The organism is Brucella sp. GW823-FHT04E01, assembly GCF_058796175.1.
In genome coordinates, this window is sequence record NZ_JBXAIK010000003.1 from 549105 (window position 1) to 569672 (window position 20568).

Below are 20568 nucleotides of genomic sequence, written 5' to 3' on the forward strand. Positions count from 1 at the left end.
TACTAATCTTGTGCCTCAGCGATCAATTCGCGTCGAAAGGATGATGGATGACATCGTGCGCTCAACGCCTTCCAGCGCGCCTATACGATCCAGAACGGCGTCGAGTTCCTGTATAGAAGGAGCTTCCACAACGACGATCATATCGAAATGCCCGCTGACGGAATGGAGCGAACGAACGGCCATCATGCCGCGCAGAACTGTTTCGACTTTGGGCGCGAGCTTGGGTAGTGCGGTCACCAGCACATGAGCGCGAACCAGATCACGCTCGAATTCCGGTGCGATTCGTACCGTGTAGCCCTCGATAACTCCGCGTTTCTCAAGCTTTTCGATGCGGCTTTGGACAGTAGTTCGGGACACTCCGAGGCGCCGTGCGAGGTCAGCTGTCGAGGCGCGGGCATTTTCACGGAGGAGGGCGATGAGGGTAAGATCGGCTTCTGTCGTCATAATGCATATTAAATACGTCAATATGTGCAAACAAACAACGTCATATCGTCAGTTTGTATGCTTCTTTTTGCATGGAACTATGCGATTCTTGCATATCCGAATTGCATTCCAAGGGGAAAGTTATATGAAAGAGATCGTAGTTGTCGGCGCAGGCAAAATCGGTGCCACCATTGCCGATCTTCTCGCTTCCACAGGCGAGTATGCCGTTACCGTTGTCGACCGCTCTCAGGCGCAGCTCGATGCACTGGAATCGGGCGCAGAAGTCAAGACGCAGGCACTTGATATTGAAGATGCCAAGGCTCTTGAAACTGCTCTGACCGGAAAGTTCGCTGTACTCAGCGCCGCTCCATTCCATCTGACGACCCGTATCGCCGAAGCAGCTGCTAAGGCAGGTGTTCACTATCTCGACCTGACCGAAGATGTTGCCAGCACACGCCGCGTCAAGGAACTGGCAAAGGAAGCCAAGACCGCTTTCATTCCGCAGTGTGGCCTCGCTCCTGGCTTCATCTCCATCGTTGCCTATGATCTGGCAAAGCGTTTCGACAAGCTCGACAGCGTTCGTATGCGCGTTGGCGCTCTGCCGCAGTACCCTTCGAATGCTCTGAACTACAATCTGACGTGGAGCACCGACGGCGTCATCAACGAATATATCGAGCCGTGCGAAGCCATCGTGAATGGCGAGCTGAGCGAAGTTCCTGCTCTCGAAGAACGCGAAGAGTTCTCGCTCGACGGCGTTACCTACGAAGCCTTCAACACCTCCGGTGGTCTCGGCACGCTCTGCGAAACGCTCGAAGGCAAGGTCCGCACGCTCAACTATCGCACCATCCGCTACCCGGGTCACGTTGCGCTGATGAAGGCGCTCCTCAACGATCTCGGTTTGCGCCATCGCCGTGAAGTGCTCAAGGACATCTTCGAAAATGCCCTGCCGACGACTCTTCAGGACGTCGTGGTGATTTTTGTGACCGTTTCCGGCACCAAGAACGGCCGTCTGGTTCAGGAAACCTACGCAAACAAGGTTTATGCCGCTCCGGTTGGCAAGATCATTCGCTCGGGCATCCAGATCACCACGGCTTCGGCGATCTGCGCTGTGCTCGACATGCTGGCCAAGGGTGATCTTCCACAGCAGGGCTTTATCCGCCAGGAAGACATTACGCTCGAAGCATTCCTCTCGAACCGCTTTGGCAAGGCATATGCACAAGAAGATCATTGCGCACGTATGGTTGCCTGATAGCTTCTGCCGCATGAATGCTGGGTCTGTTGCGCTGGTACGCAGCAGACCCTTTTTGCGTTTTGGTATTCAGTCAATCTGTCCTATCAAAGTCGCAATTGAATGGGATCGGGTGTAAGCGCATTGCCCAATCCAGACTGGCGGATGGATGTGCTACTCCGCCTTATGTGTGTCTACCGGCGCATCTTGACTGAGAACCGTTTCACAGTTTTCGGGTGCGCTTCTAAAGAAGTAGGAAAGTCATGTTGAAATCAGTTTTGCTGGCCGGTCTGGCCTCAGTCTTCCTCGCTTTGCCTGTTCAGGCAAAGGAGTGGAAAGAAATCCGCATCGCCAGCGAAGGTGCATATCCGCCGTTCAACTACATGTCTCCAGATGGCAAGCTTGAAGGTTTCGATCTTGATATCGCAAATGCACTTTGCAAAGCGATGGAAGCCAAGTGCACGATTGTCGCCAATGATTGGGACGGCATGATCCCGGGCCTGCAGGCCAACAAGTTCGATGCAGTCATCGCTTCGATGGCCATCACCGAGGAGCGCGAAAAGCAGGTTGCCTTCACCGAGCGCTATTACACGACCCCGCTTGCGGTTGTCGTGCCGAAGGATACGGATATGACTTCGCTCGATCCGTCGGCATTCGATGGAAAGACGGTTGGTGCACAGGCTGGCACCACGCAGGGCAACTATGCTGATGATGTCTACGGCAAGGCAGGCGCGGATGTGAAGCTTTACCCGACGGCTGACGAAGCCAATGCCGATCTCGAAAGCGGTCGTCTGGACGCAATCGCTGCCGATAAATTCCTCGCCGCAGATTGGCTGAAAAAGCAGGGCGCAAACTGCTGCAAGTTCCTTGGTGATATTCCGGGTTCTGAAACGAAGATCGCCGTTGCCCTGCGCAAGGGTGACGACGATCTGCGTGAACAGTTCAACGCCGCAATCAAGAAAATCCGTGACGACGGCACCTACGAAACGATCCGCAAGAAGTATTTCGATTTCGACATCTATTGATGTGACAAATTAGACTCCGGGCGTCTTCAAAACCTGCTTGCAGTGGAAGGCGTCCGGTGCTTCAGTCATGGCAAGCGCATGAAATCAGGCGCTACCATTCGCGGGGGGTGCCCTGCCAATTACAACGATAACAAAGCAGTAAGGGGAATAGTTATGTTGAAAGCCATCCTATTTGCGGGCGTAGCATCTGTAATCGCTGCCTTGCCGGCGCAGGCCAAAGAATGGAAAGAAATCCGCATCGCCACCGAAGGTGCGTATCCACCTTTCAATTTCGTGGCGGCGGACGGTTCGCTTCAGGGACTTGATGTCGAAATAGCCAATGCCCTGTGCAAGGCGATGGATGCCAAGTGCACGATTGTTGCTAACGACTGGGACGGGATGATTCCCGGCCTGAAGTCGAACAAGTTCGATGCGGTCATTGCATCGATGAGCATCACGGAAGAGCGCAAGAAGGAAGTTGCGTTCACGGACAAATATTACTCCACACCACTTTCCGTTGCCGTGTCGAAGGATAGCCCGATCACATCGCTGGATGCCGAAGCATTCAAGGGAAAGTCGGTTGGCGCTCAGGGATCGACGACGCAGGGCAATTATGCGGAGGACGTCTACGGCAAGGCTGGCGCTGATGTTAAGCTTTACCCGACTGCCGACGAAGCCAATGCTGACCTGAAGAATGGGCGGCTTGATGCGGTTGTTTCCGACAAATTCCCGATCTCTGACTGGATCAAGGGCGACGGTGCGGATTGTTGCAAGCTTATCGGCGATATTCCCGGCACGCAGACCGATACCGGAATTGCACTCCGTCAGGGCGATGACGATCTACGCGAACAGTTCAATGCGGCAATCAAGAAAATTCGCGACGATGGAACCTATGCCACGATCGTGAAGAAATATTTCGACTTCGACATCTACTGATTGCTTGTAAAAGATACAGCTCTTTGCTGTAAGCAACAACGCGCCGGCTGCAATCGGCGCGTTTATTTGTTTGGTTTTGTGGATGCCGGAAATGCCGATTCAGCAACAAGATGTCATCGTTCTGGGCGCCGGTATTGTTGGCGTGTCCACGGCACTACATCTGCAGGCGCGGGGCCGTTCTGTCTGCCTGATTGACAAAGGTGAGCCCGGAAATGGCACCAGTTTCGGCAATGCCGGTCTGATCGAGCGATCAAGCGTTATTCCCTATTCCTTTCCGCAAGGCTTCTGGACGCTTGTGCGTTACGGGATGAACCGTCGCTCAGACGTTCGCTACAACCCGTTTTACATACCGAAGATGGCTCGCTGGCTGTTTCAATATTGGCGGGAATCGTCGCCAGAGCGGTTGAAGACTGCCACGAATGCTATGTTGCCCTTGATTGAAGCGAGTGTTCGCGAGCATGATACTTTGGTGGCCCAATCGGGCAGTGAACGGTTGATCCGGTCGCAAGGATGGATCGAGGTGTTCCGGTCATCTTCTGCATTCGACGCAGCAGTGCGCCGTTTGCCCGATTTGCAACGCTTCAAACTGTCTTATGATATTCTGGATGCGGCAGCCTTGCGCCAGCGTGAACCGTCGCTTGGCGATGTGGTTGGTGGCATTCACTGGCTTGACCCCAAGACGGTTGTGAACCCGGGTGGGCTGGTTAAAGCCTATGCTGATCTGTTCGGCAGGAATGGTGGCGTCTCCGTTCACGGAGATGCTGCAAGCCTGGCACAGAATGAGAGTGGCTGGCAGGTGGCGACGGAGGTGGGTATCGTCCGTGCGCGCGATGTTGTGGTCGCACTTGGTCCGCAATCCGGCCTCATCTTCCGAAAGTTCGGCTATCCGGTCCCGCTTGGCATCAAGCGTGGTCATCATCTTCATTTCACCATGAAGGATGGCTCGCGGCTTGGTCATACAGTGGTGGATGAAGAAGCGGGCTATGTTCTTGCCCCAATGGTACAAGGTGTGCGGCTGTCGACAGGCATAGAGTTTGCTTCACCGGATGCGCCTGCCAACCATATACAACTCAGGAAGGACGAGAAAATCGCGCGCAAGCTTGTGCCTCAGTTGGGAGACCCCATCGAAACGACGCCATGGCTTGGATTGCGCCCGTGCCTGCCGGATATGCGCCCGGTGATTGGGGCAGCGCCAAAACATAAGGGACTATGGTTCAATTTCGGTCATGCTCATCATGGATTGACGCTTGGGCCTGCGACAGGACGCTTGCTCGCTGAGATGCTCGTGGGAGAAGAGCCGTTTGTCGATCCGAAACCCTATTCGGCTGAACGGTTTCTATAGTTTTATCTAAAACTTTCGTGACAGGCTTGTCAGTTACGGTAGAGCGGGGCTATCAATTGGTCCCATTCTCATATCGCGCAGTCGCGAACAATCGATCCGGAAAATTCTCGTGAAAATGAAGCCTTTGGGCCGTACCGGCCTTACTGTCACTGAAATTTGCCTCGGCACCATGACCTGGGGCGTACAGAATACCGAGTCCGATGCTCATGAGCAGCTCGACATTGCTCTCGATGCTGGTATCAACTTTATTGATACTGCCGAGGGATATGCCATACCGATGAGTTCGGAAAGCTATGGCAAGACAGAGACCTACATTGGTAGTTGGCTCAAGAAATCTAGAAAACGTGACAAGATCGTACTGGCGAGCAAGATCGCCGGTGGCGGTAGGCAGAAGTGGATTCGAGACGGCGCCAGGCCAAGCCGAACCAGTGTTCGCGAGGCGGTGGAGAACAGTCTGAAACGGCTTCAGACGGACTATATTGACCTCTATCAGGTCCATTGGCCGATGCGTGCACACTACCATTTCGGCCAGAGCTGGAGCTTCGATCCGTCCAACACGGATTGTGCGGCAGAAACTCAACAGATGCATGATGTTCTGCTCGGGCTCGGAGACATGGTTCGCGACGGAAAGATCAGGCATATCGGTCTTTCCAATGAGACAGCCTGGGGAACGATGCAGTGGCTTCGGTTGGCGGAGCAGCACAGTCTGCCACGCATCGCCTCAATCCAGAACGAATATAGTCTTCTGCAGCGCCAGTTCGATTTTGACATGGCAGAGCTGGCGCTCTGCGAAGACGTTGGACTGCTTGCTTATTCGACGCTTGCAGCTGGCGTTCTGACCGGGAAATATCTGGGCGGCAGGTTGCCCGCCGGTTCGCGCGCGGTCATTTCCGAAGGCGGCATCTGGCGGAACAATGTTCACTCAGAGCCCGCAATTCGCGCCTATATCGATGTTGCGAAGAAGCACGGTCTCGACATCGCCCAGATGGCGATTGCCTTTACATTGACACGCCCGTTTATGACCTCGGCCATCATAGGCGCAACGACTGTAGATCAGTTGAAGACCGATATCGCGGCCCATCAAGTCAAACTGTCGGAAGATGTCCTGACTGATATCGAAAAAGTTTACAGGCAGTATCCGCGTCCGCTTTAGAGCCGAGAGGACGTATAGAGAGCCTGCCGACTGGCAGGCTTTTTCTATCCGGCAAGATAAATTTCGTGTTTGACGATCCATTGATCGATTGGTGTCTCGCTTGAAGAACTGACGATCACCATTCGGTCGAAGCGTAGATTGCGACCAGCAAGTGATCTTGCTAGGCGAGTCATCTCTGTTTCGCGCGAAGCTCGATCAGCAACGCCATAGGCAAGCGAAACATGTGGAAGGAAAGTCGAGATGTCGTTCTCTCCAGATATACCCAGTGAATCCTGTTTCAGTGCCATGAGTGCAGGTGTTTTCTGCAGCGTGGCGTAGAAAGAGCGGAAATAAGCCTCGGTTCCGGTCACGTTCTCAATGAGAACATCCAGAGGTTTGCGACCGACCGCAAGGCTGAGCACCAGCGGCAGCAGTTCGTCTGCCGAGCGTATCATATCGGGTACAAGTGTCGCATGTGGTTCAAATACGGGCGAAGCAAAGTGGCCAGCCAGTTCTGCAACGATGGATTCCAGAAATTTGAGGTCATCGCGTGCAGGACGCAACCAGATGGAGTGGAAAGTCATTGATTTGGCATCCCTCGAACGCCGCGTTCGTTTTTAAGTGGCCTGACGCTGTTCCGCAATATGAGCGGTAGTTCGAGCACAACTGTCTGAGGCAGCGCATTTGGCGCGGCCTGTCTCTCGTCAAGCAGACGGATGATTTCGGCAGAGAGGCGTTCAGCATTCTGATCGAATGTTGTCAGCCGGTAGGCCCCCCAGCGTGCTTCCGTGACATTATCGAAGCCGATAACCGAAATATCGTCAGGAATAGAGAGATTGAAGACATCGCGCGCGCAGTCCATCAGGCCGAAAGCCATAAGGTCGTTGACGCAAAACACGCCTTCGACGCGCTCTCGCTCGCCGAGGAGTAAGGAGGCCGCGCCGTAACCGCCGTCATAGTCGGTCAGGTCACCGCGCTGTATACTGACGCTCAATCCGAGGCTTTTGCCTTTGGCGATGAAAGCTTCCTCACGTTCAATCAGATTGAGACTACCGACATTCGACGTTATGAGGCCAAGCTTTTTCATGCCTCGTGCCGCGAAAATTTCGACAGCCGTTTCGGCGGCTAGTCGATTGTTGATGTGAATATGATCGGCTCCCTCTTCGGTTCGCCCGACAAGGATCAGGGTCTGGCCGTTTCGTTGGGCAAGATCGACAAATGACGACGAGGGCATGCCGGAAAGAACTACCGTCGCTTCGGCACGATAGCGCAACAGCGTTTCGTGGGCTGCAGAGAGGTTTTCTCCATGCTGGCCGGTCGGGATCAACACCGGCACACTGCCACGTGCTGCAAGTCGACGGGAAAGCGCTGCAATCTGGCGGGAGCGAAAAGGACTATCCGGGTCTGCCGCAATCATTCCGACGATACGACTGCGATTGGCAAGAAGACCGCGCGCAAGGTCATTGACCTGATATCCAAGTTTTTCGGCAGCTTTGAGCACTTTCTCGCGTGTTGAGGGCGAAACACTGGCGCCAGGCGTAAAGGTTCGGGACACAGCGGAGCGTGACACGCCTGCCTCGAGCGCGACTTCATGCGCGCTGATGAACCGTGGCTGGTTATCCGCGCCGTCTTGTTCTCGCTGCATTTCTTTATCCGGCATTTTATCGCCCTACTTTTGAAAGAACATCGGCCCTGAGGAAGCGCTCGACCACGAACATGAAGGCAATTGATGGCACCAGCAATATCAATGCGCTGATCGACGCGATTTGATAATTGCCGCCGGAACTCGCTGTATAAAGCAGCAAGGGCAGGGTGGAAATATCAGGGGCGCCAACGAAATAAGTGCCGGTGAACTCGTCGAGCGATTCAAGAAAGACAAAGATCGCGCTTGCAAGCAAACCCGGTGCGGCTATTGGCAGGGTGATGTCGAAGAACGTCTTGAGGGCGGAAGCGCCCATTGAGCGCGCCGCTTCTTCAAGCTCCCGATCAATTGCCGAAAACGCTGCCGTGGCGATCCAGACGGCATAGACCAGACCATGAGTGACATGCACCAGAACGACACCTGTGATCGTGCCATTCAAGCCGAACGAGTAGAACATCTGCGCGATGTTTACGTAAACGGGCAGGTTCGGAAAAGCTTGCGGGATCAGCAGCGTCAGCAGGATCAGCCCGCGAAACGGCAGTTTCAGGCGTGCGAGAGCGTAACCGGCGGGAATGGCGAGGCCAAGTGAAACGATCACTGTCAGGCCTGCAATAAGAACGCTTGTGCCAAGTGACGAGAGCGCATTGCCGCGAGGCGAAAACACATTCGTCCAGAAAGAGAAACCATACTGAAGCGGCAGTGTGTGTGGGAAATACCAACGCTCAGCTACAGCCCACAGAAGCAGGTTGGCGAGTGGCCCGAAAATCGCGAAGGCGAGCAGACCAAGCAATATGCCACGTGGTATCCAGCGCCAGTCGATGATGTTGCTCATTGGCCGTGTTCCTTCATGGTCTGGCGCAGGTAAACCCAGGCGACGAGGCTGGTCATGAGGAGCGAGATCGTACCCAATGCATTTGCGACGCCGTAATCCCCATAAGCATTGATACGGAATGCCATGTTTGCCGTAATCATCGTTGGTGATTGGGCGTTGATCATCAAAGGCACGGACAAGACGGACATCATGGTGACAAAGCTCAGTATCAACCCAACGAGCAGCGTTTGGCGGACTTGCGGCAGAACAATCTCGATGAGAATGCGCAGCCGCCCGGCACCAAGATTGCGAGCGGATTCAATCGTGCTGCGATCGATGGATGCCATTGCACCTGCCAGCAACAACGTGACAAATGGCGTCTGTTTCCAGACGAATGCAATGACGATGCCACGCCAGTCGAGAAAGCTCATTGCCTGCAAGGGGGTAAGGACCCCTGTTTCGATGAGCAGGCTGTTCATCAACCCGTTCTTGGCAAGGAAGGTGCGGAGTATCTGGCCAACGACAATGAAGGGGATGAAAAGCGGCCAGCGATAGAGCCAGCGCAGGACAGTGACAGCGCGCGGGTTCGAGCCAAGCGTCAGGTAACCGCCGATGGCGATAGAGAATAACGCAATCAGCAGGGACGACAGTGTAACGATGACAAAGGTGAAGATGATGTCGCTGGAATAAAGTTCGAATGCTTTGGTGAAATTGCCGGTTCCCCATTCCCCGGAAACATTGAAAGCTCCGGTGATCGCTCCAAAAAGCGGTACGATGAACAGCAATAGGACGATCGCCAGTGCCGGCGCGACAAGAAGAATCCCCGTCAGTCGATGCGACATTCGAAACCTCATGAAGTAGGATGCGCGCCGGAAACACTCGTGGTGCTTTGATTGCGTAATCCGGCGTCAATTTCGGAGCGCTCCGAATGGAACCCAGTTCGTCAAAGCGCTCCGATAGAAGGCAGGATTGTCGGACTTAATTGCCGACCTGACGCTCATAAGCTTCCAGAATCGCGCTGTTATAAGGTGCGATTGGGAAGGGTTTGCCGTATTTAGCAAGCTCATCCGGCGAAATGTCGGTGAAGAGCTTGTTCCAGGTGTCACCGTCCAGCTCTGCCTTGACATGGTCGGCATCGATGCCCGGATACCAGTTGAAGCGCTTCACGATACCTTCGGCCTGTACTTTCGGGCTCGTCGCCAATGCCACGAATTTTTCGGCCAGTTCCTTATGCGCGCTTTTTTCCGGGATCACATAATGCATCGGCTGACCGGGCATGCCGGGAGCCGGTAGGACAAGTTTCATTTCCGGGGGAAGCTGTCCATTCGCCTTCCACGAATAGAACATGTCGACCCAGACTGGTCCCATCGCGATTTCGCCACGGCTCAACATGTCGAGAGTGCCTGCATTGCCTGGGGTGAGGGTGGCGTTCTTAGTAAAGTCCTTTAGCGAGGCAAACGCCTTGTCCCAGTTCTTCGCTTCGCCCTCTTCGAATGGACCCTTCATCAGCTTGTCTGCGTCGCCACCATAAGCATAGATCCAGCCCATAACAAAGCTCACGCCCGATGCGCCACCCTTGATGCCGTTATAGCCGAATTGCTTTGGGTTTTCCTTGGCCCATGCGACGAGCTCGTCATAACTCTTTGGCGGATTGGCAACGAGTGCAGGATTGTAGGCAAGTGCGGTCTGGCTGTTGAACATCGGCATGACGTAGCCGTCGACATCCGTACCGAGCGCCATTTTCGCATTATCGCGCGTCACCAGCTTACCGCTGTCGATTTTGCCGCGATAATTTTCGAGGAACTTCGCTGTTACCATAGGTCCGACGAACTTCTCGTGGACGACGGCGACGTCGGTGTCCCATTTTTCCACGCCAGCCTTGGACTGGGCTTCGAAACGCTCGAGAACCTTCTGCGAACCCGCATCGCCGGGACCTGTTCCCACAACGCGAACGGTCGTTCCGGGATTTTCCTTCTCGAACAACGGTCCGAGATACTGATTGATATAGTCAACCATGTTCTGGTCACCTGCCGTGATGACGGTAAGCTCATCGGCGGTGGCGGGTGCAACGGTGAGGCCAATTGCCATTGCCGCGTTCAGGATAGTTCTCATGAAAAGGACTCCTGTATGAAACCGGGATTTCCGGTCTTTTGATTGAAAGCAGATGCAGTGCATCCAGTGGCGTCTATCGGGAATGGTGGCATTCACGGGCACGAAAATGCCCGTGAAAACGATCTTGAAACGGGGGGCCCCATTTTGGTGCGGGAAAGACGTCGAGGTCAACGTGCACAGCTGTGCACGATCAAGTTCAACGTGAATTGCGTATTTCGTTGATCTCTAGTCTCCCATTAACTCAATGACGCATCATCAGCACACTGACGAAAAGACGGCGAGCGCCTGACTATTTGTCGAACAGAAACAGGGCGTGTTCAGGTATGTGGATTTCTACATTGGCGCCGGGCTGATGGCTTTCCTGTGCGTCGACCATGATGTGCCGATCCCCGACGCGGATCATGTGTCTCCAGAGGCCACCGGGATAGCTGGTCTGCTCCACCGTGCCGTTGAGGGCTAATTCGGACGTCGGGGAGTTCCGATCAACTCCCGGCTTGGTGAGACAGGCTGCTTCGCTGCGGAAACGAGCCGATGCCATGCCGTCGGACAGATTTCGGCGTCCTGCCGAAATCGTGCTCGCCTTGTTGTTGGCGCCTGCTGCGATCTCGATACGGTCGGCTTTGATCTGGATTGGTACTTCGATCAGATTCTCAGCGCCCATAAATGCCGCGACGAAATCCGAGGCGGGGTGGTTGTAAACCTCTTCTGGAGCACCTGCCTGAGCAATTTCGCCATTATTGAGAATGACGATACGGTCGGCCATGACCATGGCTTCTTCCCGATCATGCGTTACGTGAACAGCTGTAATGCCGAGACGGCGCTGCAAAGCGCTGATCTCATGGCGAACCGATAGTCTGATGCGTGCATCGAGATTGGAGAGCGGCTCATCGAGAAGCAGGATGTCAGGCTGAATGGCGAGGGCGCGCCCGAGGGCGACGCGCTGGCGTTGTCCGCCGGAAAGGGCGGCAGGTTTGCGCTCCAGCAAAGCATCCAGCCCCAGCAGGCAAGCAACTTCATCAACCTTCTGCTTGATGGTCTCCTTCGTCGTGCCACGAATACGCAGACCATAACCCATGTTCTGCGCGACAGTCATATGCGGCCAGAGCGCGTAAGACTGGAAGACAAGGGCCATTCCGCGTTTATCCGGGGGCGATTTGGTGACGTCTCTGCCGTCTACACGGATCGCACCGTTGGACGGCATGTTGAAGCCTGCAATCGCACGCAGCAGGGTTGTCTTGCCGCACCCAGACGAGCCGAGAAGCGCGACGAACTCACCCTTCTTGACGGATAGATTTACGCCTTTGAGAACTTCATTGTTGCCATAACGAACGCGCGCGTCCGCCACCTCCAAAAACGCTGGCATAAGCGTCTCCTCCCCAGGATCGCCGGCTGATTTTATTTTTTCTGCACAGCCGTGCAAATTGGATTGAAGCATCTTTAAGCCACCTCGACAAGCCGCAAAAGTGAAGTTGCGCTGAAAAAACTATCTTCAGTTCCATTTTGGAACGTCGTCTAGGCGCTGTTTAGCGAGAATTTATAACAGCTGTATGACGTAAAGACGAAGACGTGGACAGCTTTGCAAAGCTGTCCACGTCGCACGCAAGCAGGTCCGACGGAGAGTGTACAGGACCCAGCTTGTTATGAGCGTTCAGTCAAACTTCTTCTGCACGTTCTTCGAACTTGGCATTTCTCCGGGAAGAGTAGATGAACGCGGCGAGAAACATTGCGGTCATCAGCAGAACGATTGTCGGAGCGGGCGCGCTGTCGATGAAAAAAGCCAGATAGACACCGAAGAAGGATGCGGTGACCGCAATTGTTACGGCGAGCAGCATCATGGTGCTGAATTTGCGTGTGAGCAGAAACGCAATTGCACCGGGCGCAATCAACATGGCGATAGCCAGAATGATGCCTACGGCCTTCAAAACGCCGACAATTGTAAGTGAAATCAGGCAAAGCAAGCCGTAATGCAGCAGGCGGACCGGTAGGCCGACGGCTCTGGCTTGCGCCGGATCGAAAGCGTGCAGCAGGAAGTCGCGCCATTTGACCACAAGAATACCAGCGGTCAGTGCGGCGATAATAGCCGTTTCGATGAGGTCGGACAATGTTATTCCGAGCATGTCGCCGAACAGAATATGATCGAGATGCACCGTCGAGCGGATCGCAACATAAAGAACCAGACCAAGACCGAACATGCCGGAGAATACGATGCCCATCACCGTATCCTGCTTGATGCGGCTGTTTTCGGTGAGGTAGCCGGTTGCAAGGGCGCAGGCCATGCCCGCTACGAAGGCTCCGATACCGAAGGGTATTCCGATAATATAGGCGACAACCACACCCGGAAGAACCGCGTGGCTGATAGCGTCACCCATCAATGACCAGCCCTTGAGGACCAGAAAGCACGACAGCAATGCTGTTGGTATCGCGATGAGCACGGAAATAGCCAGTGCATAGCGCATGAACTCGAACTGAAACGGTGAGGCCAGCATATCCAGAATGGTCATTGCTGGAACTCCCTTAGAGCGATTGCCGCTTTGCGGCGTGCGGCCAGCAGCCCATGCTTTGGAGCAAGCAGAAATACACTGAGGAAGACAAGCGTCTGGAGAACGACGATGATGCCTCCCGTCGCACCGTCCAGAAAATAGCTTACATAGGCTCCTGTGAAGCTTGTGACAGAGCCGATAGCAACAGCAATCCAAAGCAGTCGCGAAAACCGGTCTGTCAGTAGATATGCGGTTGCACCGGGCGTTACCACCATACAGATGACGAGAAAGGCACCAACCGTCTGCATCGCGGCGACAGTCGATGCCGACAGCAATGTGAAGAACATGATCTTCAACAGATTGGGCTTGAGACCGATCGAACGCGCATGGTTTTCATCGAAGAACACTACCATCAGATCTTTCCACTTCAAAAGAAGCAGCGACAGGGAAACGAAGCCGATGATTGCCAGTTGTAGAGTATCTTCCGGTGTGATGGCGAGGATATTGCCGAGAACGATGGTCTGAATGCTGACGGCCGTCGGCTTTAACGAGATCATGAAGAGGCCAAGCCCGAAGAATGACGAGAAGATCAGACCGATGATCGCATCTTCCTTCAGCTTTGTACGTTGGTTGAGAAAGAGCATCGCTGCTGCGGCGAGACCGCCAGAGAAAAATGCGCCGATGGAGAAGGGGAGGCCAAGCATATAAGCGCCCGCAACGCCAGGGACGATGGAATGGGATAGAGCGTCGCCAATCAGCGACCAACCTTTCAGCATGAGATAAGCCGAAAGAAAGGCACATACCCCGCCCACCAGCGCCGAAACCCACATCGCATTCAGCATGTAGCTATAACTGAACGGCTCAAGTAATACGGTCATTGTTGCTGGCTCCGTTTGCGGGTCGCGGAGTCTTCGTTCTCATAAACAACAAACGGGCGCTCATCGTCAGTTATGACGCTGACGGCGCCTCGTCCTGCACCGCTAGTCTCGCCGAGTACAAGATGGCGCAGCACGCCGCCGAAAGTCTTTTCGAGGTTCTCTTGTGTGAAAACCTCCGCAGTCGGCCCGTAACCGAGAACTGTTCGTTTCAGTAATACGGTTCGGTCGCAGAATTCGGGAACACTGCCAAGATTGTGGGTCGAGACCAGCATGACGCGCCCCTCATCTCGCAAACTGCGAAGAAGTGTGACGATTGCTTCTTCGGTCTTCACATCTACGCCAGTGAAGGGTTCATCCAGAAGAATGACGCGCCCGTCTTGTGCGAGCGCTCGTGCAAGAAATACCCGTTTCTTTTGCCCGCCTGAAAGCTCACCGATCTGTCGATGACGAAATTCGAGCATATTCACGCGATCAAGCGCTTTTTCTACGGCTTCTTTGTCGGCGCGGCGCGGGATGCGCATCATGCCCATATGGCCGTAGCGACCCATCATGACGACATCTTCGACGAGAACCGGAAAGTTCCAGTCGACGTCCTCACTTTGCGGGACGTAAGCCACTAGGTTCTTCTTGAGCGCAGCCCCAACCGGCATTCCGAGAATAGATATTTCGCCCTTGGCTAGTTTGACAAACCCCATAATCGCTTTGAACAGGGTCGACTTGCCGGATCCGTTGACGCCGACAAGCGCTGTAATCGTTCCGGTTGGGGTCGTAAAACTTGCATTGTGTAAAGCCGTATGGCCGTTTCGATACGTGACAGTTGCATTTTGCACGTTGATACCGTCGACCGCGCTTTTATCCAGCACGGCGAAGGTATCTCCATGAAGATCTATGGGTGCATTCATTGTTTGAGCCCTTGGGCAATCGTGCTGGAGGTGACTTTCAGGAGATCAATATATGTCGGCACGGGACCGTCGGGGTCCGAAAGTGAATCAACATAGAGAACACCGGCATATTTTGCGCCGGTCTCACGAGCGACCTGCTTGGCTGGGGCAGGAGAAACCGTGCTTTCGGAAAAGACAGCCGTAATGCCATTTTCGCGCACTGCATCGATCACTTTTCGCACCTGCTGTGGAGTGCCCTGTTGGTCTGCATTGATTGGCCAGAGATAAAGCTCTTTCAAACCGAAGTCCCGAGCCAGATAGGAGAATGCGCCTTCACTTGAAACGAGCCAACGCTTGTCTTCAGGAATAGCCGTCAGCTCAGCCCGGATAGGATCGATCGTCGCTTTAATCTTCGCTTTGTAAATCTCTGCATTTGCCTTGTAGATGTCAGCGTTCGCCGGATCATTTTTGACAAACGCATCCCGAATATTGTCGACATAGATCAATGCGGCATTCGGTGACATCCAGGCATGCGGATTTGGCTTGCCGCTATAAGGTCCCTCGCTGATATCGATTGGATCAACGCCATCGGAAACAACTGCGCTTGGAACATCCTTGAGACGCGAAAAGAATTTTTCGAACCATAGTTCCAGACCAAGGCCATTCCAGAGGACCAGCTTGGCGTCCTGAGCTTTAATCAGATCTCCCGGTGTTGGCTGATAATTGTGGATCTCGGCACCTGGCTTCGTGATTGACTCAACCGTCGCGGCATCGCCCGCAACATTCTGCGCAATATCGGCGATAACAGTGAATGTCGTCACGGCCTTGAATTTCTCCGCAAAAGCAACGCTTGCGCTTGTCCAGAGAAGAGCTCCGCTCACGAGGCCGAGTGTTGTTGTTCGTAAAATACGACGCAGCATATCCAAATCCTTGTTGCCAATCAGTTGCAATTGCATAGCCGATCGCTGTTTTACGATCAAGTGCTATTGCGAACCATTTGCAAAAGAATAATCGATGTTTAGCGCTTGAGATTCCGATTGCAAATTTCAACTACACGTTTAAATTGTATTATTGTGAACATTGAAGTTGATTGGTTGTATTTTTTACAAGTGTACGACAGGGAGGCTGTGCGCGGTCTAGCAACAAACTGTGTGTTCTTATTCTCTGTTTTCAGATCGAATGATTAAGGTGAGGATGAGCTTAGTGATTGAATTTCAATCAATTATTACAGGTTAGAGAGCGGGGAAGGAGGCTGGTACAAAAGTGCAGACGAAAGCGAGCAAGAGCGGTTTAACGTGCGCGACTACCCAAATCGGGGTGGCGAGTTACCACAGAGATGTTACAACCATCATGGTTCTGCGAGAACAGGTCCACAATTTAAAATGGTATTCTTCTGTGCGGCAAGATGAGAAATCTAGTTACCCCGCTGGAACTGTTTTCATTATTCCGGCTTCTACGGATTTATCAATCGACTGGCCGAATCCCATCGAAATCATATCCATGCAGCCAGATGAGCAGCTTTTGCAGGACGGGCCCTTTCTGGCCTCTCTATTCGGGGAAATCAACGGCTCCAAGAACGTTGCGAGTTTCTCATGCAAAGATTGCATGCCGCTATCTCATATGATCTGGGATGAAATTTGCCGGCGAGGTGGGCAGGATGAAGCTTACCTGAATGCTCTCGGGTTGGTTCTAATGCGCACGGTCGCGCGCAGCTTGTTAAATGAGCGCGCTTCAATCGACAATAAGGTCGGACTCAGCAAAGCAGCGCGTCATCAGATAGAAGCCTATCTCAACCAAAACTTTCACAAGCCTCTTTCGGTTCCAGATATGGCAGCATTGTTGGGAATTTCAGCTGGGCATTTTTCGACATGCTTTCGAAAGAGTTTTGGGCAGACGCCTCACCAGTACCTGATGGAACTGAGGCTTGACGAAGCTGAGCGGTGCCTCAGAAAAACATCGATGCCAATAAATGAGATCGCACACCATTTGAATTTTTCCAGCCAGAGCCATCTTACAACGGCTTTGCGAAAACACCGACAGACCACGCCAGGCGAATTACGCAAGTAGAACTATCGGGGCGCTCTTGGCAATGATGGCCCATTCTTGTGTCGTCCTCATAGAGCAATGGGGCTGGGCGATAGCAACATCAGGCACGCAATAGCTGAACAACTTTACGCGTCGGTCGGCCTTCGTTTCAGCCATTTGCGCCAGATGTGGATTTCACTTCTGCGGCGCAAGCGACGGACGCGATGAGAATCGTGAGAAAGCACGATAAGCCCAAGTGGAAGCATCCAGAAACCGAGAATCGGGAGAAACCCCAACGAGCCGCCGACGACGAGCGTGCCGCCAAGCATGCGCCGCATCATGACTGATTGCGGCATTGGGATTCGCCGACCAAGAATCACGATGGCTTTTTTCCGGGGTGTTTCGGCGTATTCGTCACTCACAGGCGCATCTCTTAGGCTGATATGTTACAATTCACAGGAGGAAAACGTCCCAGAGAATATAGGGTTTTTGTCCCATAATGCAAAAAGATGAAAAAAAATGGATTTAGCCCTTTGCAAACGCGAAATCCTTTTGCTATACGCCACCTCGCTGACACGACGAGCACCTGTTCCCCGGTAGCTCAGCGGTAGAGCAACCGGCTGTTAACCGGTTGGTCGCTGGTTCGAATCCGGCCCGGGGAGCCACTTCATCTCATGAAGTTGCTCAGTTTTTCATTGCATTCAAAACGAAGTTTCTGGCGCAGTGCACTTTGGTGCGTGACCGAACTACTTGGACACTCTATTGATTGCGGTGTAAGGGCACGCTAACGATTTAGCGAGTTTGTCGAGACGACGTAGCTAAGCGCTTGAGAGCGCAGGCATTGTACGGTCGGCCATACCTTCGCGAATGATCAAAATCCCTCCATGTGAGCTCGCCGGTATCATCTCAATTCAAAGCGGATAGATAGCAATGAAGCTATGATGCGTCCTTTAACGGGTGATGATATTCATTCTTTGCTGAAGCATTTTGAACCAAATCGTTTTTCGTGCGTTGGTTAGCTGTCTGTTAACCATGATTGGAGAATGGCAATGCCTTGGTATTTTCGTCTCGAATCCGGATTCGCCGCAGTTTTTGTTATCGCGGTCTGCGCCCACATGCTTGTTCAGTTGATCCGATAACAATTCGGCGTGTTACAAACATTAGGTAACATTGATGGTCAAGGGTGGCAGATCAATTGGATTGCCATTGGCCCGTGCGGGGAGCGTTGGTTCGCGCTTCCTCCGAGCGATTATTGAAGGTTGGGGAGATATCAAGAAGGCTAACTTGATGTGATTCAAGTCTGGTGAAAATGTCTGACCGTGCCCCCCCCAAAAAAATTTTATCCAGTTTTGAGTTCGCTCCAGCGGTTTTGGGTTGCTGTATTTGGGGCGGTAGCGGCGGGTTGCGGTGCGGACCCATTTCGGCTGCGCAGTACCGCATCGCGTCGCGGGTCGATAGTCTGAGCGAACTTGGCAGGTGTCAGCCAGCCGAGAATAGAATGTGGTCGGTGGCCGTTGTAATCGCTGCGCCAAATTGAAAGCGCTGAGCGAGCTTGGGGCAATGACGAGAAGAAGGTTTCATTCAAGAACTCGTCTCGCAGCCGTCCATTGCAGGATCGCGTTGCTGGTGAATTCGCTGCCATTGTCACTGACGATCAGTCGGGGTTTGCCGCGTTCCTCAATGATCCGGTCAAGCTCGCAGGCAACGCGCAAACCGGAAAGCGACGTCTCGCCGACGAGTACCAGGTACTCCCTCGTGCAATCATCGACGACAGTCAGGATCCGGAACCTGCGTCCATCGGTGAGTTGATCCGAAACGAAGTCTAGCGACCAACGATCATTGGCTGCCATCGGGATCAGCATCGGTGTACGTGTGCCTATCGCTCGCTTCCGACCGCCACGCTTGCTTACTGTCAACTTCTCCTCCCGATAGAATCGGAAGAGTCTCATTCGCTCGCGAAGGTCATGGTCGTCGATACAGCTGCTTTCGTAACGAACCGTCATCCGGCAAACGCTGATGGCTTTACACGTCTGCCGTTCGCTCATCCGATGGTGGTTCATCAGATACGCGACAGCATTCCGTTGGGCTGCGGGCGTCACAAAAGGTCCTTCAAAGCTGCATTATAGAGCATCGCCTCCGCCAAGAGACACCTCAGCTTCGTGTTTTCGTCCCCCAGCGTCTTCAGTCGCTTGGCCTCAGATACGTCCATCCCGCCGAACTTGGCCTTCCATTTATAGATGCTGGCATCGCTGACGCTGTGATTACGACAAAGCTCCGAGACCAGTGTGCCCGCCTCATGCTCCTTCAGAATACCAATAATTTGTTCGTCGATGAAACGGTTGCGCTTCATTCCTTGGCTCTCTCAATGGGCCAGAGCTTACTTCAATATGGATTATGTCAACGGACAAGGTCAGTTAATCCTTGCCCCGAAAGTTCTAACCGGACGCTAGCTGGGTCGCTTATTACAGGTTGGTCCGGTTTTTAATGCCGGCGGAAGCGGTGGGTTGAAGTCGCTTTGAGCCTTATTGTGCCGGCGTATCGTTTTCTTGCGGTTGAGAAGCTTCGGCAGGCGCGGGAGCAGGCTGTTGAGGTGCTGGTGCAGGTTCTTCTGCAAGGACCTCATTTGTCTTGGTTTTTATGTCTTCTGCTGTCTGTTGGCTGATCAGTCCTTGCGACGCGGCAAAGCCGACAACAACTGCGATGACTGCACCCACAAGGGCAGCTTTAAGCTTCGGTGACATAGCTGGCTCTCCTGCCAAGTATAGTTTACGTCCCGCCCGATGCATCAAATCAGTCATACAATACATGCGTCATTTTTTTCAATGGTTTCTCATTTTTTCTCGCGGTGTTTGGTGTTCTTACACATCGGTAAATAGCTGATCTCGTTCTAAACTAAAGTGACGGGTGACAAATTTTGACCGTATGATAAAATATACAAAAATAGTGGGAGGGGATAATGCTTGATAAGAAAGGCATAGAAGCGCCTCGTATACGAGCGATTGAATGGATCGAGCAGCTTTCGATACCGAGGTTCTTGGTGCTTGTTGCGCTATGTAGTGCTGGTACGGGCGTTATTCTTAGTCAGCTGATATGAATAGTGGCCGCAAAGTCTTGTCCTTGCGCCGTTAGAGTTCAGAAGTGTTTGAAATATTTCTTATCTGGCAATAGCGGGATTGCGCTTGCCAATTCTGTCGAAATTACAAAGCGTCTAAATTACGTATTTATTGCGTGTTACACGAACACAAATACCACCAAACATGACTGCAATTTCTTTAGACTTCACCTGCCGAGGCTTTTGTTTTGTTCACGACAACAAACAGAGCCAAGTATGTTGCGCTCGATGTCACACGGGTTCGCCCAATTTTTGCGTCACCATTTGTAATTTATAGGAATTAACTTCCAACATGATGCAACAAGGCTCGCCATGTCGAATTCGACGCTGATCTCAATAGTCTATTGATTTTATATATGGAAATATTGGAGGCCTCGCCCGGAATCGAACCGGGGTGCAAGGATTTGCAGTCCTCTGCGTAACCACTCCGCCACGAGGCCTTCCGTAAGGCAGTTGCCAAATCAGTTGGTAGCGCCTTGGCCCGTTCCAATATTGATACAGATCGGTCTCGTCAAGCCGTTAGAGCCAAATGTAGAAGATTTCTACAAAGGTTTCTTCGCGC

Annotated in this window: 19 protein-coding genes, 2 tRNA genes and 1 pseudogene; 7 read left to right on the forward strand and 15 right to left on the reverse strand. The window is 53.1% G+C overall.

Features of this window, described 5'->3' with window-relative positions:
• Positions 1 to 15: 15 nt before the first annotated feature.
• Positions 16 to 444: an Lrp/AsnC family transcriptional regulator gene (locus AC1RHM_RS12995; protein ID WP_029375973.1), complete on the reverse strand. Its 429-nt coding sequence runs from the start codon at positions 442 to 444 to the stop codon at positions 16 to 18.
• A gap of 124 nt (positions 445 to 568) precedes the next feature.
• On the opposite strand from AC1RHM_RS12995, the gene AC1RHM_RS13000 reads away from it, so the two are divergent.
• The 5 genes from AC1RHM_RS13000 (at position 569) to AC1RHM_RS13020 (ending at position 6086) form a co-directional block, all read left to right on the forward strand.
• Positions 569 to 1672, forward strand: a complete 1104-nt coding sequence (locus AC1RHM_RS13000) for a saccharopine dehydrogenase family protein (RefSeq protein ID WP_010658899.1) — start codon at positions 569 to 571, stop codon at positions 1670 to 1672.
• 242 nt (positions 1673 to 1914) lie between these two features.
• A complete protein-coding gene (locus AC1RHM_RS13005) occupies positions 1915 to 2676 on the forward strand; it encodes an ABC transporter substrate-binding protein (protein ID WP_010658898.1) in 762 nt (253 codons plus the stop codon).
• Positions 2677 to 2829: 153 nt separating this feature from the next.
• Positions 2830 to 3591 carry an ABC transporter substrate-binding protein gene (locus AC1RHM_RS13010; protein WP_010658897.1) on the forward strand — a complete coding sequence of 254 codons (762 nt, stop codon included), beginning with the start codon at positions 2830 to 2832 and terminating at the stop codon, positions 3589 to 3591.
• Positions 3592 to 3682: 91 nt separating this feature from the next.
• On the forward strand, positions 3683 to 4933 hold the full coding sequence (locus AC1RHM_RS13015) for an NAD(P)/FAD-dependent oxidoreductase (RefSeq protein ID WP_010658896.1): 1251 nt from the start codon (positions 3683 to 3685) through the stop codon (positions 4931 to 4933).
• A 115-nt stretch (positions 4934 to 5048) separates the two neighbouring features.
• A complete protein-coding gene (locus tag AC1RHM_RS13020; RefSeq protein ID WP_010658895.1) occupies positions 5049 to 6086 on the forward strand; it encodes an aldo/keto reductase in 1038 nt (345 codons plus the stop codon).
• Positions 6087 to 6130: 44 nt separating this feature from the next.
• Here the strand turns inward: AC1RHM_RS13020 and AC1RHM_RS13025 are convergent, their stop codons facing one another.
• The 10 genes from AC1RHM_RS13025 to AC1RHM_RS13070 form a co-directional block, all read right to left on the reverse strand.
• Complete coding sequence (locus AC1RHM_RS13025) at positions 6131 to 6649, reverse strand: haloacid dehalogenase (RefSeq protein WP_010658894.1); 519 nt, start codon at positions 6647 to 6649, stop codon at positions 6131 to 6133.
• Positions 6646 to 7725, reverse strand: coding sequence for a LacI family DNA-binding transcriptional regulator (locus tag AC1RHM_RS13030; protein WP_029375971.1), 1080 nt, complete (start codon positions 7723 to 7725; stop codon positions 6646 to 6648). Before AC1RHM_RS13030 ends, AC1RHM_RS13025 begins: the two co-directional genes overlap by 4 nt.
• Position 7726: 1 nt before the next feature.
• Positions 7727 to 8539 (reverse strand): ABC transporter permease, encoded by an 813-nt coding sequence (locus AC1RHM_RS13035; RefSeq protein ID WP_010658892.1) that lies wholly within the window; start codon positions 8537 to 8539, stop codon positions 7727 to 7729.
• Positions 8536 to 9360 (reverse strand): ABC transporter permease, encoded by an 825-nt coding sequence (locus AC1RHM_RS13040; protein ID WP_010658891.1) that lies wholly within the window; start codon positions 9358 to 9360, stop codon positions 8536 to 8538. Before AC1RHM_RS13040 ends, AC1RHM_RS13035 begins: the two co-directional genes overlap by 4 nt.
• A gap of 136 nt (positions 9361 to 9496) precedes the next feature.
• Positions 9497 to 10630: an ABC transporter substrate-binding protein gene (locus AC1RHM_RS13045; RefSeq protein WP_029375970.1), complete on the reverse strand. Its 1134-nt coding sequence runs from the start codon at positions 10628 to 10630 to the stop codon at positions 9497 to 9499.
• A 289-nt stretch (positions 10631 to 10919) separates the two neighbouring features.
• A complete protein-coding gene (locus AC1RHM_RS13050; protein ID WP_010658889.1) occupies positions 10920 to 11993 on the reverse strand; it encodes an ABC transporter ATP-binding protein in 1074 nt (357 codons plus the stop codon).
• Positions 11994 to 12282: 289 nt separating this feature from the next.
• Positions 12283 to 13131: a metal ABC transporter permease gene (locus AC1RHM_RS13055; protein ID WP_010658888.1), complete on the reverse strand. Its 849-nt coding sequence runs from the start codon at positions 13129 to 13131 to the stop codon at positions 12283 to 12285.
• Entirely contained in the window at positions 13128 to 13988 is an 861-nt protein-coding gene (locus AC1RHM_RS13060) for a metal ABC transporter permease (protein WP_010658887.1), read from the reverse strand. Before AC1RHM_RS13060 ends, AC1RHM_RS13055 begins: the two co-directional genes overlap by 4 nt.
• Complete coding sequence (locus AC1RHM_RS13065) at positions 13985 to 14890, reverse strand: manganese/iron ABC transporter ATP-binding protein (protein WP_010658886.1); 906 nt, start codon at positions 14888 to 14890, stop codon at positions 13985 to 13987. Before AC1RHM_RS13065 ends, AC1RHM_RS13060 begins: the two co-directional genes overlap by 4 nt.
• Positions 14887 to 15789 (reverse strand): metal ABC transporter substrate-binding protein, encoded by a 903-nt coding sequence (locus tag AC1RHM_RS13070; protein WP_029375968.1) that lies wholly within the window; start codon positions 15787 to 15789, stop codon positions 14887 to 14889. The genes AC1RHM_RS13065 and AC1RHM_RS13070 overlap by 4 nt, the downstream gene beginning before the upstream one ends.
• Positions 15790 to 16132: 343 nt before the next feature.
• Between AC1RHM_RS13070 and AC1RHM_RS13075 the strand changes: the two genes are divergently transcribed.
• Positions 16133 to 16936, forward strand: a complete 804-nt coding sequence (locus AC1RHM_RS13075) for an AraC family transcriptional regulator (protein WP_010658884.1) — start codon at positions 16133 to 16135, stop codon at positions 16934 to 16936.
• A gap of 104 nt (positions 16937 to 17040) precedes the next feature.
• On the opposite strand, the gene AC1RHM_RS13080 is transcribed toward AC1RHM_RS13075, so the two are convergent.
• Positions 17041 to 17250 carry a hypothetical protein gene (locus AC1RHM_RS13080; protein ID WP_010658883.1) on the reverse strand — a complete coding sequence of 70 codons (210 nt, stop codon included), beginning with the start codon at positions 17248 to 17250 and terminating at the stop codon, positions 17041 to 17043.
• Between the two features lie 234 nt (positions 17251 to 17484).
• Between AC1RHM_RS13080 and AC1RHM_RS13085 the strand changes: the two genes are divergently transcribed.
• Positions 17485 to 17559 (forward strand) — tRNA-Asn (locus tag AC1RHM_RS13085).
• Between the two features lie 674 nt (positions 17560 to 18233).
• On the opposite strand, the pseudogene AC1RHM_RS13090 reads toward AC1RHM_RS13085, so the two are convergent.
• The 3 genes and pseudogenes from AC1RHM_RS13090 to AC1RHM_RS13100 form a co-directional block, all read right to left on the reverse strand.
• A pseudogene (locus AC1RHM_RS13090) lies at positions 18234 to 19244 on the reverse strand (transposase).
• A 172-nt stretch (positions 19245 to 19416) separates the two neighbouring features.
• Positions 19417 to 19635: a hypothetical protein gene (locus AC1RHM_RS13095; RefSeq protein ID WP_010658880.1), complete on the reverse strand. Its 219-nt coding sequence runs from the start codon at positions 19633 to 19635 to the stop codon at positions 19417 to 19419.
• 737 nt (positions 19636 to 20372) lie between these two features.
• Positions 20373 to 20446 (reverse strand) — tRNA-Cys (locus tag AC1RHM_RS13100).
• Between the last annotated feature and the right edge of the window lie 122 nt (positions 20447 to 20568).

What these genes read in the sequence shown, in the direction of transcription:
- AC1RHM_RS13015 (WP_010658896.1), top strand. Translation starts at nt 3,683, where the DNA reads ATGCCGATTCAGCAACAAGATGTCATCGTTCTGGGCGCCGGTATTGTT.
- AC1RHM_RS13070 (WP_029375968.1), bottom strand. Translation starts at nt 15,789, where the DNA reads ATGCTGCGTCGTATTTTACGAACAACAACACTCGGCCTCGTGAGCGGA.
- AC1RHM_RS13080 (WP_010658883.1), bottom strand. Translation starts at nt 17,250, where the DNA reads ATGCCGCAATCAGTCATGATGCGGCGCATGCTTGGCGGCACGCTCGTC.
- AC1RHM_RS13030 (WP_029375971.1), bottom strand. Translation starts at nt 7,725, where the DNA reads ATGCCGGATAAAGAAATGCAGCGAGAACAAGACGGCGCGGATAACCAG.
- AC1RHM_RS12995 (WP_029375973.1), bottom strand. Translation starts at nt 444, where the DNA reads ATGACGACAGAAGCCGATCTTACCCTCATCGCCCTCCTCCGTGAAAAT.
- AC1RHM_RS13025 (WP_010658894.1), bottom strand. Translation starts at nt 6,649, where the DNA reads ATGACTTTCCACTCCATCTGGTTGCGTCCTGCACGCGATGACCTCAAA.
- AC1RHM_RS13055 (WP_010658888.1), bottom strand. Translation starts at nt 13,131, where the DNA reads ATGACCATTCTGGATATGCTGGCCTCACCGTTTCAGTTCGAGTTCATG.
- AC1RHM_RS13050 (WP_010658889.1), bottom strand. Translation starts at nt 11,993, where the DNA reads ATGCCAGCGTTTTTGGAGGTGGCGGACGCGCGCGTTCGTTATGGCAAC.
- AC1RHM_RS13020 (WP_010658895.1), top strand. Translation starts at nt 5,049, where the DNA reads ATGAAGCCTTTGGGCCGTACCGGCCTTACTGTCACTGAAATTTGCCTC.
- AC1RHM_RS13045 (WP_029375970.1), bottom strand. Translation starts at nt 10,630, where the DNA reads ATGAGAACTATCCTGAACGCGGCAATGGCAATTGGCCTCACCGTTGCA.
- AC1RHM_RS13060 (WP_010658887.1), bottom strand. Translation starts at nt 13,988, where the DNA reads ATGACCGTATTACTTGAGCCGTTCAGTTATAGCTACATGCTGAATGCG.
- AC1RHM_RS13005 (WP_010658898.1), top strand. Translation starts at nt 1,915, where the DNA reads ATGTTGAAATCAGTTTTGCTGGCCGGTCTGGCCTCAGTCTTCCTCGCT.
- AC1RHM_RS13065 (WP_010658886.1), bottom strand. Translation starts at nt 14,890, where the DNA reads ATGAATGCACCCATAGATCTTCATGGAGATACCTTCGCCGTGCTGGAT.
- AC1RHM_RS13010 (WP_010658897.1), top strand. Translation starts at nt 2,830, where the DNA reads ATGTTGAAAGCCATCCTATTTGCGGGCGTAGCATCTGTAATCGCTGCC.
- AC1RHM_RS13000 (WP_010658899.1), top strand. Translation starts at nt 569, where the DNA reads ATGAAAGAGATCGTAGTTGTCGGCGCAGGCAAAATCGGTGCCACCATT.
- AC1RHM_RS13035 (WP_010658892.1), bottom strand. Translation starts at nt 8,539, where the DNA reads ATGAGCAACATCATCGACTGGCGCTGGATACCACGTGGCATATTGCTT.
- AC1RHM_RS13040 (WP_010658891.1), bottom strand. Translation starts at nt 9,360, where the DNA reads ATGTCGCATCGACTGACGGGGATTCTTCTTGTCGCGCCGGCACTGGCG.
- AC1RHM_RS13095 (WP_010658880.1), bottom strand. Translation starts at nt 19,635, where the DNA reads ATGTCACCGAAGCTTAAAGCTGCCCTTGTGGGTGCAGTCATCGCAGTT.